This window comes from Nocardiopsis trehalosi NBRC 14201, assembly GCF_001552555.1.
In the GTDB taxonomy this organism is placed as follows: Bacteria; Actinomycetota; Actinomycetes; order Streptosporangiales; family Streptosporangiaceae; genus Nocardiopsis_B; species Nocardiopsis_B trehalosi.
Window position 1 is genome coordinate 1 of sequence record NZ_BCRK01000195.1, and the last position, 11,389, is coordinate 11,389.

Annotated in this window: 13 protein-coding genes; 9 read left to right on the forward strand and 4 right to left on the reverse strand. The window is 74.7% G+C overall.

Translation table 11 applies throughout. The annotated features are described in order from the left end of the window. Positions 1-144 precede the first annotated feature (144 nt). Positions 145-1,017 (reverse strand): helix-turn-helix transcriptional regulator, encoded by an 873-nt coding sequence (locus NT8_RS24070; protein ID WP_067974075.1) that lies wholly within the window; start codon positions 1,015-1,017, stop codon positions 145-147. Between the two features lie 124 nt (positions 1,018-1,141). On the opposite strand from NT8_RS24070, the gene NT8_RS24075 reads away from it, so the two are divergent. Further along, entirely contained in the window at positions 1,142-2,170 is a 1,029-nt protein-coding gene (locus NT8_RS24075; RefSeq protein WP_067974077.1) for an aldo/keto reductase, read from the forward strand. Positions 2,171-2,186: 16 nt separating this feature from the next. Here the strand turns inward: NT8_RS24075 and NT8_RS24080 are convergent, their stop codons facing one another. Continuing rightward, positions 2,187-2,756 (reverse strand): hypothetical protein, encoded by a 570-nt coding sequence (locus NT8_RS24080; protein ID WP_157515954.1) that lies wholly within the window; start codon positions 2,754-2,756, stop codon positions 2,187-2,189. Then, a complete protein-coding gene (cutA, locus tag NT8_RS24085) occupies positions 2,753-3,091 on the reverse strand; it encodes a divalent-cation tolerance protein CutA (protein ID WP_067974078.1) in 339 nt (112 codons plus the stop codon). Before cutA ends, NT8_RS24080 begins: the two co-directional genes overlap by 4 nt. A 75-nt stretch (positions 3,092-3,166) precedes the next feature. On the opposite strand from cutA, the gene pyrE reads away from it, so the two are divergent. Then, positions 3,167-3,700 carry an orotate phosphoribosyltransferase gene (pyrE, locus tag NT8_RS24090; RefSeq protein WP_067974081.1) on the forward strand — a complete coding sequence of 178 codons (534 nt, stop codon included), beginning with the start codon at positions 3,167-3,169 and terminating at the stop codon, positions 3,698-3,700. A gap of 75 nt (positions 3,701-3,775) precedes the next feature. On the opposite strand, the gene NT8_RS24095 is transcribed toward pyrE, so the two are convergent. Further along, positions 3,776-4,168, reverse strand: coding sequence for a RodZ domain-containing protein (locus NT8_RS24095; RefSeq protein WP_067974106.1), 393 nt, complete (start codon positions 4,166-4,168; stop codon positions 3,776-3,778). A gap of 359 nt (positions 4,169-4,527) precedes the next feature. Here NT8_RS24095 and fbaA point away from each other — a divergent pair, with 359 nt between their 5' ends. The 7 genes from fbaA to NT8_RS24130 form a co-directional block, all read left to right on the forward strand. Continuing rightward, a complete protein-coding gene (gene fbaA / locus NT8_RS24100; RefSeq protein ID WP_067974083.1) occupies positions 4,528-5,550 on the forward strand; it encodes a class II fructose-bisphosphate aldolase in 1,023 nt (340 codons plus the stop codon). Positions 5,551-5,670: 120 nt separating this feature from the next. Beyond that, positions 5,671-6,087: a DUF3151 domain-containing protein gene (locus tag NT8_RS24105; protein WP_067974086.1), complete on the forward strand. Its 417-nt coding sequence runs from the start codon at positions 5,671-5,673 to the stop codon at positions 6,085-6,087. Between the two features lie 202 nt (positions 6,088-6,289). Beyond that, positions 6,290-7,573 (forward strand): adenylosuccinate synthase, encoded by a 1,284-nt coding sequence (locus tag NT8_RS24110; protein WP_067974089.1) that lies wholly within the window; start codon positions 6,290-6,292, stop codon positions 7,571-7,573. Positions 7,574-7,614: 41 nt separating this feature from the next. Beyond that, the gene (gene purD / locus NT8_RS24115) at positions 7,615-8,865 is read left to right on the forward strand and encodes a phosphoribosylamine--glycine ligase (RefSeq protein WP_067974092.1); all 1,251 of its coding nucleotides are present in this window, start codon (positions 7,615-7,617) and stop codon (positions 8,863-8,865) included. Positions 8,866-8,920: 55 nt separating this feature from the next. Further along, complete coding sequence (gene soxR / locus NT8_RS24120) at positions 8,921-9,376, forward strand: redox-sensitive transcriptional activator SoxR (RefSeq protein ID WP_067974095.1); 456 nt, start codon at positions 8,921-8,923, stop codon at positions 9,374-9,376. 67 nt (positions 9,377-9,443) lie between these two features. After that, on the forward strand, positions 9,444-10,751 hold the full coding sequence (purB, locus tag NT8_RS24125; protein ID WP_067974098.1) for an adenylosuccinate lyase: 1,308 nt from the start codon (positions 9,444-9,446) through the stop codon (positions 10,749-10,751). 20 nt (positions 10,752-10,771) lie between these two features. Continuing rightward, positions 10,772-11,389 (forward strand): hypothetical protein (locus NT8_RS24130; protein WP_067974101.1); only part of this gene is annotated, 618 nt, incomplete at its 3' end.

Genomic DNA, 11,389 nt, shown 5'->3' on the forward strand with positions numbered 1-11,389 from the left:
GGCCGGTCGCGCGGAACGGCTCTCCGGCCCGCGAGGGCGGCCGTCCACGCCGGCCGGCGGTCGGGGCGGCGGGTGTCCGCCGCCGCCCCAGGGTCGCGTCCGCAAGGGGAGGCGGGCGCGCCCTCCACACTCCCGGCCGGGCGGTCAGGCGGGCTGCGGAACGGCGGCGAGCGACCGCAGCCGGGCCTCCGACACCGACCCCGGCTCCGGGGTGTAGACCAGGAGCATCTGGTCGGGGTCGGCGGGCAGCGGGAGCTTCTCGAAGTACAGCGCCAGCTCGCCCGCCTCGGGGTGGCGGAACCGGTGCACCCCGTGCGCCTCCTCGCGGACGAGCCGGGCCTCCCACAGTTCGCGGAAGCGCGGGCTGCGCCGCTGCAGCTCTTGGACCACGGCGCACAGCCGGGGCTCGTCGGGCGCGCGCCCGGTGTCGGCGCGCAGCCGGGCGGCGACCTCGCGCCGGAGGTCGTCGACGTCGGCGTGCAGCTCGGCGGCGCGCGGATCGAGGAACAGCAGCCGGGCGAAGTTGCGGTCGGGTTCGGGGAGGTCGGCCAGGAACGGCCAGAGCCGGCCCGCGAGCGGGTTCCACGCCAGCACGTCCAGGCCGCGGCCGAGGACGGCGGCGGGGACCGCGGGCATGGCGTCGAGCAGCAGGCGGACCTCGCGGCGGACGGTCTGCCGCGGCACGGCGGGCGGGTCGCACACCCCCTCGGCGCCGTTGCGGCGGCCCGGCCCGGCGGCGCTGCCGGCCAGGTTGAGCAGGTAGGCGCGCTCGTCGCCGGACAGCCGAAGGGCGTCGGCGAGGGCGGTGAGCACCTCGGTGGACACCGCCCCGCTGCGGCCCTGCTCGATGCGCGTGTAGTAGTCGACGCTGACCCCGGCGAGCATCGCGACCTCCTCGCGGCGCAGGCCGCTGACGCGCCGCCGGTTGACGCCGTCGGGCAGCCCGACCTCCGCCGGGGTGAGGGCGGCCCGCCGCGCCTTGAGGAAAAGTCCGAGTTCCGCCTCCGCGTGCACCATGTTCTGAATGTACCGATCCTGGCCCTGGCAGACCCAGGTTGGCGCGGATCTGGTCCACTCCCCCCGCGAGGACGAGAGTCGTCTCCGAACGGACCACTCCGGCCAGAACACCAGGGAGACGACCATGGAGCGACGCGTTCTCGGCGGCACCGGCATCTCGGTCAGCGCCTTCACCCTCGGCACGATGATGCTGGGCGACTGGGGCAACGGCGACCGCGACGACGCGGTGCGCATGGTGCACACCGCGCTCGACGCGGGGATCAACTTCGTGGACACCGCCGACATGTACTCGGCGGGCGGCTCCGAGGAGATCGTCGGCGCGGCGCTGAAGGGCCGGCGCGACGACGTCGTCCTCGCCACCAAGTTCCACAACCCGATGGGCCCCGACGCCAACCACCGGGGCAACTCGCGCCGCTGGATCGTGCGCGCGGTCGAGGACAGCCTGCGCCGGCTCGACACCGACTGGATCGACCTCTACCAGGTGCACCGGCCCGACCCGGACACCGACATCGACGAGACCCTATCGGCGCTCTCCGACCTGGTGCGGTCGGGCAAGGTGCGGGCGGTCGGCACGTCCGCGTTCCCCGCCGAGCAGCTGGTGGAGGCGCAGTGGACGGCGGAGCGGCGCGGCCACGTGCGGCCGCGCACCGAGCAGCCGCCGTACTCCATCCTGGCGCGCGGCATCGAGGCGGACGTGCTGCCCACCGCCCAGCGGTACGGGATGGGCGTGCTGACGTGGAGCCCGCTGAGCGCGGGCTGGCTGTCCGGCCGCTACGGCGGCCCCGACGGCGCCCGTCCGACCGAGGCGCACCGCAGCGCCATGCTGGGGTCGATGTACGACCCGGCCCTGCCCGGCAACGCCGCCAAGCTGGCGGCGGTGACGGAGCTGAAGGCACTGGCGGCCGAGGTCGGCGTGCCGCTGCCGCACCTGGCGACCGCGTTCGTGCTGGCCCACCCGGCGGTGACGTCGGTGATCATCGGGCCGCGCACGGCCGACCAGCTCGCCGGGCTGCTGGCGGGCGCCGACCTGCGGCTGGACGGCGACGTCCTCGACCGCATCGACGCGATCGTGCCGCCCGGCACGAACGTCAACGAGGACGAGACGTTCTACCGTGCGCCCGAGCTGTCCGACGCGCGGCTGCGCCGCCGGTGAGGGGCGGCCCGGCGGGTCACAGCCGGGCGGCCAGCTCGAGGAGGGCGTCGGCGGCCGCGCCGCCGGGGCGGTCGGCGACCGGCCAGCCCCGCAGCCGGGCGAGGCCGGCGCAGCGGGCGTAGCGGTCGTCGGTGAGCAGGTAGCCGCAGGGGGCGTCGGGCCAGTCGGCGACGGCGGGCAGCGGTTCGGCGGCGTAGCCGGGGGGCGCCTCGCCCACCTCGGCGGCCGGGCCCTGGGCGGCCGGGAGGTCGGCGCGGGTGGGCGTGCCGGGCTGCGGCAGCAGCGCGTCGTGCAGCAGGTAGCCGGCGAGCGGGCGGTGGGCGGCGCGCTGCGCGGCGCCCACGGCCGGCAGCAGCGGGCCGGCGCCGTGGGCGGCCACGAGCAGCACCGGGGTGGCGGACCCGGCGTGCCGGGCGACCTCCAGGCAGGCGCGCGCCACGTACCCGGCCGCGTAGGGCGGGCGGTCGGCGGCGGCGCGCAGGGCGGCGGCGCGGGCGCCGCGCGCGGTCAGCTCGGCGGCGAGGGCGTCGCCCGCGCCGGCGGGGGCGAGCGGGTCGGGCAGCAGCGCCAGGAGGGGCGCCGTCACTCGGCGGGCCGGGTCTCGTCGACGAGCCAGCCCAGGTAGTCGGGGTCGCCGCCGGTGACGGGCACCGCGATGATCTCGGGCACGTCGTAGGGGTGGGCGGCGCGCAGGTGGGCGACGAGGGCGTCGAGCCGGTCGGCGGCGGTCTTCAGGACGAGGGTCCACTCCTCGTCGGCCCGGACCTCGTCGCGCCACCGGTAGTGGCTGGTGATGGGCCCGCCCACCTGGGCGCAGGCGGCCAGGCGGGCGGCGACGGCCGACCGGGCGAGGGTATGGGCGGTCGCGCGGTCGCCGGTGGTGGTCTCGACCCGGACGTGCGCCGGGGCGTCTGCGGCCATGCCCGCTCCTTCGGCTGCTCAGGACCGCTCGCGGCTGATCGCGGGAGTGAGCCGGGGGTTCTAGGCTCGGGGATCATGAGCGACCGCGAGGATCTCCTTCGACACATCAACGATAAGGCCGTGGTGCACGGGCGGGTGACCCTGTCGTCGGGCCGGGAGGCCGACTACTACGTGGACCTGCGCCGGGTGACCCTGGACGGGGCGGCGGCCCCGCTGGTCGGCCGGGTGCTACTGGACGCCACCTCCGACCTCGACTACGAGGCGGTGGGCGGGCTGACGCTGGGCGCCGACCCGGTCGCGGCGGCGATGCTGCACGCGGCGGCTGCGCGGGGGCGGCGGCTGGACGCGTTCGTGGTGCGCAAGGAGGGCAAGGCGCACGGGCTGCAGCGGCGGATCGAGGGCCCCGACGTGGCGGGCCGCCGGGTGCTTGCGGTGGAGGACACCTCCACCACGGGCGGTTCGGCGCTGACGGCGGTCGAGGCGCTGCGCGATGCGGGGGCCGAGGTGGTGGGCGTCGCGGTGATCGTGGACCGCGGGGCGCGCGGGCGGGTGGCCGCCGAGGGCCTGGTCTACCGGGCGGCGTTCGAGGCGGCCGACCTGGCGGTGTGATCCCGCCGGGTGCCCCCGGTGCGGGACGGGCCGGGGGCGCGGCCGGGCGGGGCCGCGCGGGTCAGGCGCCGCGGGTCAGGCGGGGTCGCGCGGCTCGACGCTGAAGCTGTAGCCGGGCTCCTTGCCGGAGATGTCCTGGAGTTCGCCGTAGACGTAGACCTCGACGGCGGCCGGGTCGCCGATGGTGACGTCCAACTCGGGCTGGTCGAAGTCGGCGTGCTCGCCGCGGCGCATGGTGGTGTCGGTGACGACCTCGCCCCCGGGCACGCGGACCAGCACGTCGCTGCTGCCGCCGGTGACCCGGATGTGCAGGGTGCCCATCTCGGTGGCGTCGGAGCGCGCGTCGGCGGCCGTGCCGGCGGCGTCGGGTGCTCCGGCGGCGGTGTTCCCCGGCAGCGACCGGTACAGGAAGTACCCGCCCAAGGCGACCAGGGTGATGAGCAGCACGACCGCGCCGACGATGGCCAGCACCTGGCCTATGCCCCGCGGATCATTGCGATGTCGTCCCACGCTGCTGAATGTAGCGTGTATCACCCGGGACATTCGACGGTGCAGGGGTCACAGACGCGAATCAACCGGGACGTGCCCGACTATCGCGGTGGATATCAACGCGTGTCGCGCCAGGGCGGTCAGGGCCGCCATCGGCGGATTCACCGCCGGACGCGCGCGTCGCGGGGTTCTGGTCTAGACCTTTCGTTCGGTCGCGGACTTCGCGATACTTGTTCGCGGAAACCCGACGGGAAACGGGTACCGGGAGGGACACGGCGCCGCGGACCGCGGGCGCCGGGACACCCGCCACTCCACGCTGAACCAGGGAGACAACCACCATGCCTATCGCCACCCCAGAGGTCTACACGGAGATGCTGGGCCGCGCGAAGTCGCAGGGCTTCGCCTACCCCGCCATCAACGTGACCTCCAGCCAGACCCTCCACGCCGCGCTGCGCGGCTTCGCGGAGGCCGAGAGCGACGGCATCGTCCAGATCTCCACCGGCGGCGCGGAGTTCCTGTCCGGCGCGACCGTCAAGGACATGGTCACCGGCTCGGTGGCCTTCGCCGAGTTCGCGCGCGTCGTCGCCGCCAAGTACCCGGTGAACGTCGCCCTGCACACCGACCACTGCCCCGAGAACAAGCTCGACGGCTTCGTCCGCCCGCTGCTGGAGATCTCCAAGGAGCGCGTGGCCAAGGGCCAGGAGCCGCTGTTCCAGTCGCACATGTGGGACGGCTCCGCCGTGGAGCTGGAGGACAACCTGCGCATCGCCGAGGAGCTGCTGGCCGCGTCCAAGGCCGCCCGCACGATCCTGGAGATCGAGGTCGGCGTGGTCGGCGGCGAGGAGGACGGCATCGTCGGCGAGATCAACGAGAAGCTCTACACCACGCCCGGCGACGCCCTGCGCACCGCCGAGGTCCTCGGCCTGGGCGACAAGGGCTACTACATGACCGCCCTGACCTTCGGCAACGTGCACGGCGTCTACAAGCCGGGCCACGTGAAGCTCCGCCCGGAGGTGCTGAAAGAGGCGCAGGAGGCGGTCGGCGCCAAGTACGGTAGGACCAGCCCGTTCGACTTCGTGTTCCACGGCGGCTCCGGCTCGTCGCTGGAGGAGATCCACGCGGCGATCGGGTACGGCGTCGTGAAGATGAACATCGACACCGACACCCAGTACGCCTACACCCGTCCGGTCGTCGACCACGTCCTCAAGAACTACGATGGCGTGCTCAAGATCGACGGGGAGGTCGGCGACAAGAAGGCGTACGACCCGCGCGCCTACGGCAAGGCCGCCGAGGCCGGCATGGCCGCGCGCGTCGTCGAGGCCGCTCGGCACCTGAAGTCCGCGGGCAACCGCATGAAGTAGGCGCCCGCCGCCGACCGGCCCCCGGCTCCGCGGAGCCGGGGGCCTGCGCGTGCCCGGCCGCCCCATCCTTGGGCGGACGCGGTGGCCGGGCACGCCCACCCGCGCTGGCAGGATGGGGACATGGACCAGCACCGCAACCTGCTCGGCGAGCCGCCGGCAACGCGCCTGCCCGAGAACGACGAAGCCCGCGACGCCCTCGCCGGCGGCGCCGACCCCGCCGAGGTCGCCGCCCGGTTCCCCGCCTACTCCGCCGCGTGGGCGCTGCTCGCCGAGCGCGCCTTCGCCGGCGGCGACCCGGTCGCCACCTACGCCTACGCCCGCACCGGCTACCACCGCGGGCTCGACCAGCTCCGCCGCTCCGGCTGGAAGGGCCACGGCCCGATCCCGTGGGAGCACGAGGCCAACCGCGGCTTCCTGCGCGCCCTGCACATGCTCGCCACCGCGGCGGGCGCCATCGGCGAGGCCGACGAGGCCGACCGCTGCGCCACCTTCCTGCGCGACAGCTCCGCCACCGCCGCCGCCGAACTCCAGGGCTGAGCACCGCCCCCACCAGCGGCGCGCCCCCGGTGCGGACGGCTCCCGCCGCCCGCACCGGGGCCGTGACCGCCCGGGGGCCGTCGTGTACGCTCTACACGCAAGGGCCCCTGTCGCTTTCTTGCGCCAGGGGTTCGGCCATGTGCGGGGACGACCGCGCGGGGCCGTCCTTCCGTCCGAGCGAACGAAGAAGAGGTAGACGCGGATGCCGGCGATCACGCTCGTTGGGGCCCAGTGGGGGGACGAGGGCAAGGGGAAGGCCACCGACCTCGTCGGGAACCGCGTCGACTACGTGGTGCGCTACCAGGGCGGCAACAACGCCGGGCACACCGTGGTGATCGGCGACCAGAAGTACGCGCTGCACCTGCTGCCGTCGGGCATCCTCTCGCCCGACGTGGTCCCCGTGATCGCCAACGGCGTCGTGATCGACCCGGGCGTGCTGTTCGAGGAGCTGCGCGGCCTCCAGGAGCGCGGCGTCGACACCGAGCGCCTGCTCATCTCCGCCAACGCGCACCTGATCATGCCCTACCACCGGGCGCTCGACAAGGTCAGCGAGCGGTTCCTCGGCAAGGGCCGCATCGGCACCACCGGGCGCGGCATCGGCCCCACCTACGCCGACAAGATCTCCCGCGCCGGCGTCCGCGTGCAGGACATGTTCGACCCCAAGATCCTGCGGCAGAAGATCGAGCTGGCGCTGCACGACAAGAACCAGGTCCTCACCAAGGTCTACAACCGGCGCGGCCTGGAGCTGGAGCAGATCTACGACGAGTACCTGGGCTACGCCGAGCTGATCCGCCCGCACGTCGCCGACACCTCGCTGGTGCTCAACAAGGCGCTGGACGAGGGCAAGACCGTCTACCTGGAGGGGTCGCAGGGCACCCTCCTCGACATCGACCACGGCACCTACCCGTTCGTCACGTCCTCCTCGCCCACCTCGGGCGGCGCGTGCGCGGGCGCCGGGATCGGCCCCACCCGCATCACCAAGGTCGTCGGCATCCTCAAGGCCTACACCACCCGGGTGGGCTCGGGCCCGTTCCCCACCGAGCTGCTGGACGAGCAGGGCGAGTGGCTGCGCCGGCAGGGCGGTGAGTACGGCGTCACCACCGGGCGCAACCGCCGCTGCGGCTGGTTCGACGCCCCCATCGCCCGCTACGCCACGCGGGTCAACGGCATCACCGACTTCTTCCTGACCAAGCTCGACGTGCTCACCGGACTCGACCGCATCCCGGTGTGCGTGGGCTACGAGGTCAACGGGGTCCGCCACGACGAGATCCCCATGACGCAGACCGACTTCCACCACGCGGTGCCCGTGTACGAGCACTTCGACGGGTGGAAGGAGGACATCACGCACGTCCGGTCCTTCGACGAACTCCCCAAGAACGCGCAGGCCTACGTGCGTACCCTGGAGGAGATGTCCGGGGCCCCGATCTCCGCCATCGGCGTCGGCCCGGGCCGCGACCAGACCCTCGAACTCCGCTCCCTCGTCTGACCGGCCGAGTCCCACCCCCACAACACCAAAGGGTCCGTGAAGTGAAAGCCCTTGTCCTCGGCGGCGGTGGCCGCGAGCACGCCCTCGTCCGCGCGCTGTCCCTCGATCCCGGGGTCACCGACCTGCACTGCGCGCCGGGCAACCCGGGCACCTCCGACCTCGCCGACAACCACGTGCTCAACGTGCTCGACGGCCTGGCCGTCACCCAGCTCGCCGCGCGGATCGGCGCCGAGCTGGTCGTGGTCGGCCCCGAGGCCCCGCTGGTGGCCGGGGTGGCCGACGCGCTGCGCGAGCGCGGCATCCCGGTCTTCGGCCCCGACAAGGAGGCCGCCCGGCTGGAGGGCTCCAAGGCGTTCGCCAAGGAGGTCATGGAGGCCGCCGGGGTGCCCACCGCGCGGGCGCGCGTCTGCCGGACCCCCGCCCAGGCGGCCGAGGCCCTCGACGCGTTCGGCCCGCCCTACGTCGTGAAGGACGACGGCCTGGCCGCCGGCAAGGGCGTCGTCGTCACCACCGACCGCGCGGCCGCCGAGGAGCACGCCCGTGCGTGCGGCCGGGTCGTCATCGAGGAGTACCTCGACGGCCCCGAGGTGTCGCTGTTCGTGCTGACCGACGGCGTCCACTCGGTGCCGCTGCTGCCCGCCCAGGACTTCAAGCGGGCCCGCGACGGCGACGAGGGCCCCAACACCGGCGGCATGGGCGCCTACGCCCCGCTGCCGTGGGCCCCGCCCGGCCTGACCGACGAGGTCATGGCCTCCGTCGTCGACCCCACCATCGCCGAGATGGCCCGGCGCGGCCGGCGCTACCAGGGCCTGCTCTACGTCGGCCTGGCGCTGACCGAGCGGGGGCCGCGCGTGGTCGAGTTCAACGCCCGCTTCGGCGACCCCGAGACCCAGGTGGTGCTCGACCGGCTGGCCACGCCCATCGGCGCCCTGCTCCAGGCCACCGACACCGGCGGGCTGGGCGGGGCCGGCGCCCTGGAGTGGCGGCCGGGCGCGGCCGTCACCGTCGTGGTCGCCGCCGAGAACTACCCGGGCGACCCCGTCAAGGGCGACGTGGTCTCGGGGCTCGACCGGGTCGCCGCCATGGACGGCGCCTACGTGCTGCACGCCGGCACCGCCTGGAGCGGGGCGCGCGACGTCGTCTCCGCCGGGGGCCGGGTGCTCAGCGTGGTCGGCACCGGCGACACCCTGGAGCGCGCCCGCGAGCGCGCCTACGAGGCCGTGGGCCGCATCGAGCTGCGCGGCGCGTTCCACCGCACCGACATCGCCGCGGCGGCCGCCGCGGGCGCCTGACCCGCGCGGCGGGGGCCCGCCCCGGCCCCCGCCGCCCGCGGCTACAGTCGTGGCCATGACCGACGTCTCCTGGAAGGCACGGGAGCTGACGGTCGGCGAACTCGCCGACCGCAGCGGCGTGGCCCCCTCCGCGCTCCGCTACTACGAGCGCGAGGGCCTGATCGCCAGCCGCCGCACGGCCGGCAACCAGCGCCGCTACCCCCGCGACACCCTGCGCCGGGTCGCGTTCATCCGCGTCTCCCAGCGGGTGGGCGTCCCGCTGTCCACCATCCGCGCCGTCCTCGGCCTGCTGCCCGACGGCCGCACCCCCACCCGCGCCGACTGGGAGCGCGCCTCCCCATGCTGGCGGGACGACCTCGACGCGCGCATCCGCGAACTCGAAGGGCTGCGCGACCGCCTCAGCGACTGCATCGGTTGCGGCTGTCTGTCGCTGGACTCCTGCGCGCTGGCCAACCCCCGCGACGTCCTCGGCGCCGAGGGCGCCGGACCCCGGCGGCTGACGGCCCGCTGACCGCGCTCGGCGCCCCGCCCGGGCCACCGGCCGCGCCGCCGCTCGCGGCACCTGCGAAAATGGTCGGGTGATCGAGCGCTACACCCTCCCCGACATGGGCCGCGTCTTCAGCGACGCCCACAAGTACGAGCTCTGGTGCCGGGTCGAGACCCTGGTCCTGGAAGCCCACGCCGCCGCGGGCACCGTCCCGGCCGACGCGGTCGACCCGGTGCGCGCGGCACCGCCGCCCACCCCGGAGCGGGTCGCCGAGATCGAGGCGGTCACCCAGCACGACGTGATCGCGTTCCTCACGGCCTGGGCCGACAACACCGAGCCGCGCGAGGCCGCCGCCTGGGTGCACTTCGGCATGACCTCCTCCGACCTGCTCGACACCGCGCTGGCCGCCCAGCTCGTCGAGGCCACCGACATCCTGCTCGCCAAGGCCGACACCCTCGTCGCCGCGCTGCGCGACCACGCCCTGGAGCACCGGGCCACGCTGCGCGTGGGCCGCACCCACGGCATCCACGGCGAGCCCGACGTGTGGGGGCACCGCGTCGCCGACTTCGCGTTCGGCATGGCCCGCTCGCGCGACCGGCTGCGCCGCGCCCGCGAGGCGGTCGGCGTCATGGCGATCTCCGGCCCGGTCGGCACCTACTCCAACATCGACCCCGCCATCGAGGCCCGCGTCGCCGAGGAGCTGGGGCTGCGCCCCGCCGACGTGTCCACCCAGGTGGTGCTGCGCGACGGCATCTCCGAGTGGGTGTCGGCGCTGGCCATCATGGCCACCGTGTGCGAGGCCGTCGCCCTGGAGGTGCGGCACGGGCAGCGCACCGAGGTGCGCGAGCTGTGGGAGCCGTTCGGCAAGGGGCAGAAGGGCTCCAGCGCCATGCCCCACAAGAAGAACCCGATCATGTCCGAGCGCATCTGCGGCATGGCGCGCAACGTGCGCGCGCAGATCGTCCCGGTCATGGAGGGCATCCCGCTGTGGCACGAGCGCGACATCTCGCACTCCTCCACCGAGCGCATCTCGCTGCCGGACGCCGCCATCGCCACCGACTACCTGCTGCACCTCACGACGCGGCTGGTCACCGGGCTGGTCGTCGACGCCGACCGGATGCGGACCAACCTGGAGTCCACGCAGGGGCTCATCTACTCCTCCACGGTCGTCTCCGAACTCATTGAAACCGGCGCCTCCCGCGAGGACGTCTACGCTCTCGTGCAGACCGCCGCCATGCGCACCTGGGAGACCGGCACCCCGTTCCGGGAGACCCTGCGCGCGGAGGCGGCCGGGCGCGGCGTGGCACTGGACGAGGCCCGGCTGGACGCGGTCTGCCGGCCGGAGCGGTTCGTGCGGCGCCTCGGCGGCGTGTTCGCCCGGTTGGAGAAGCTGACGTAGCACTGCGGAGAGGGGACCCCGTGAGAACCGACCAGTACACCGATGTGGTGCGCCGCCGGCTGTACGCGACCCGGTCGCGGGTCCTGGAGGACCAGCGCGTCGGGCCCGGCTCGGCCATGGTCGGTGTCCGCTCCGAGACCGTCGCGCTGACGCCCATGGACATCTACGTCGTGGTCACCCAGGTCGACACCGCCACCGGCCCCATGGTGCGCGACTTCTGCGCGCACGCCGACGCCTACGCCAAGCGCATGGCCGGGGGGACGGTGGGCTGGGTGACCGCGGCGTCCACGATCGCCGCCGTGGTCGCCAACCGGTCCGACCACGAGGCGCAGGTGTTCGCCGGCCAGCAGACCCAGGTGGGGTTCGGCACCACGCTGCGGCCCGTCCTGGTCGACCTGTCGACCGGCAACGTGGTCTGCTGGCTCGGCGACCGCATCGTGGGGGCCCTCGTCATGAGCAGCGTCAACACCAACGTGCGCCGGCACTTCCCGCTCCCGGCCGAGGCGAGCGCCGAACTCGCCGGGCCGCCGGCCGCCGGCCCGCAGCACCCCGGTGCCCACCCCGGCCCGCACCCCGGCCCGCAGGGGCCGCCCCCGCCCGCGCCGCACGGCGCGGCGGGGCCGCCGCCGGCGGGCGGC

Excerpts from the sequence above, each read along its gene's own strand:
- NT8_RS24070 (WP_067974075.1), bottom strand. The coding sequence starts at position 1,017 with ATGGTGCACGCGGAGGCGGAACTCGGACTTTTCCTCAAGGCGCGGCGG.
- NT8_RS24075 (WP_067974077.1), top strand. The coding sequence starts at position 1,142 with ATGGAGCGACGCGTTCTCGGCGGCACCGGCATCTCGGTCAGCGCCTTC.
- cutA (WP_067974078.1), bottom strand. The coding sequence starts at position 3,091 with ATGGCCGCAGACGCCCCGGCGCACGTCCGGGTCGAGACCACCACCGGC.
- pyrE (WP_067974081.1), top strand. The coding sequence starts at position 3,167 with ATGAGCGACCGCGAGGATCTCCTTCGACACATCAACGATAAGGCCGTG.
- fbaA (WP_067974083.1), top strand. The coding sequence starts at position 4,528 with ATGCCTATCGCCACCCCAGAGGTCTACACGGAGATGCTGGGCCGCGCG.
- NT8_RS24105 (WP_067974086.1), top strand. The coding sequence starts at position 5,671 with ATGGACCAGCACCGCAACCTGCTCGGCGAGCCGCCGGCAACGCGCCTG.
- NT8_RS24110 (WP_067974089.1), top strand. The coding sequence starts at position 6,290 with ATGCCGGCGATCACGCTCGTTGGGGCCCAGTGGGGGGACGAGGGCAAG.
- soxR (WP_067974095.1), top strand. The coding sequence starts at position 8,921 with ATGACCGACGTCTCCTGGAAGGCACGGGAGCTGACGGTCGGCGAACTC.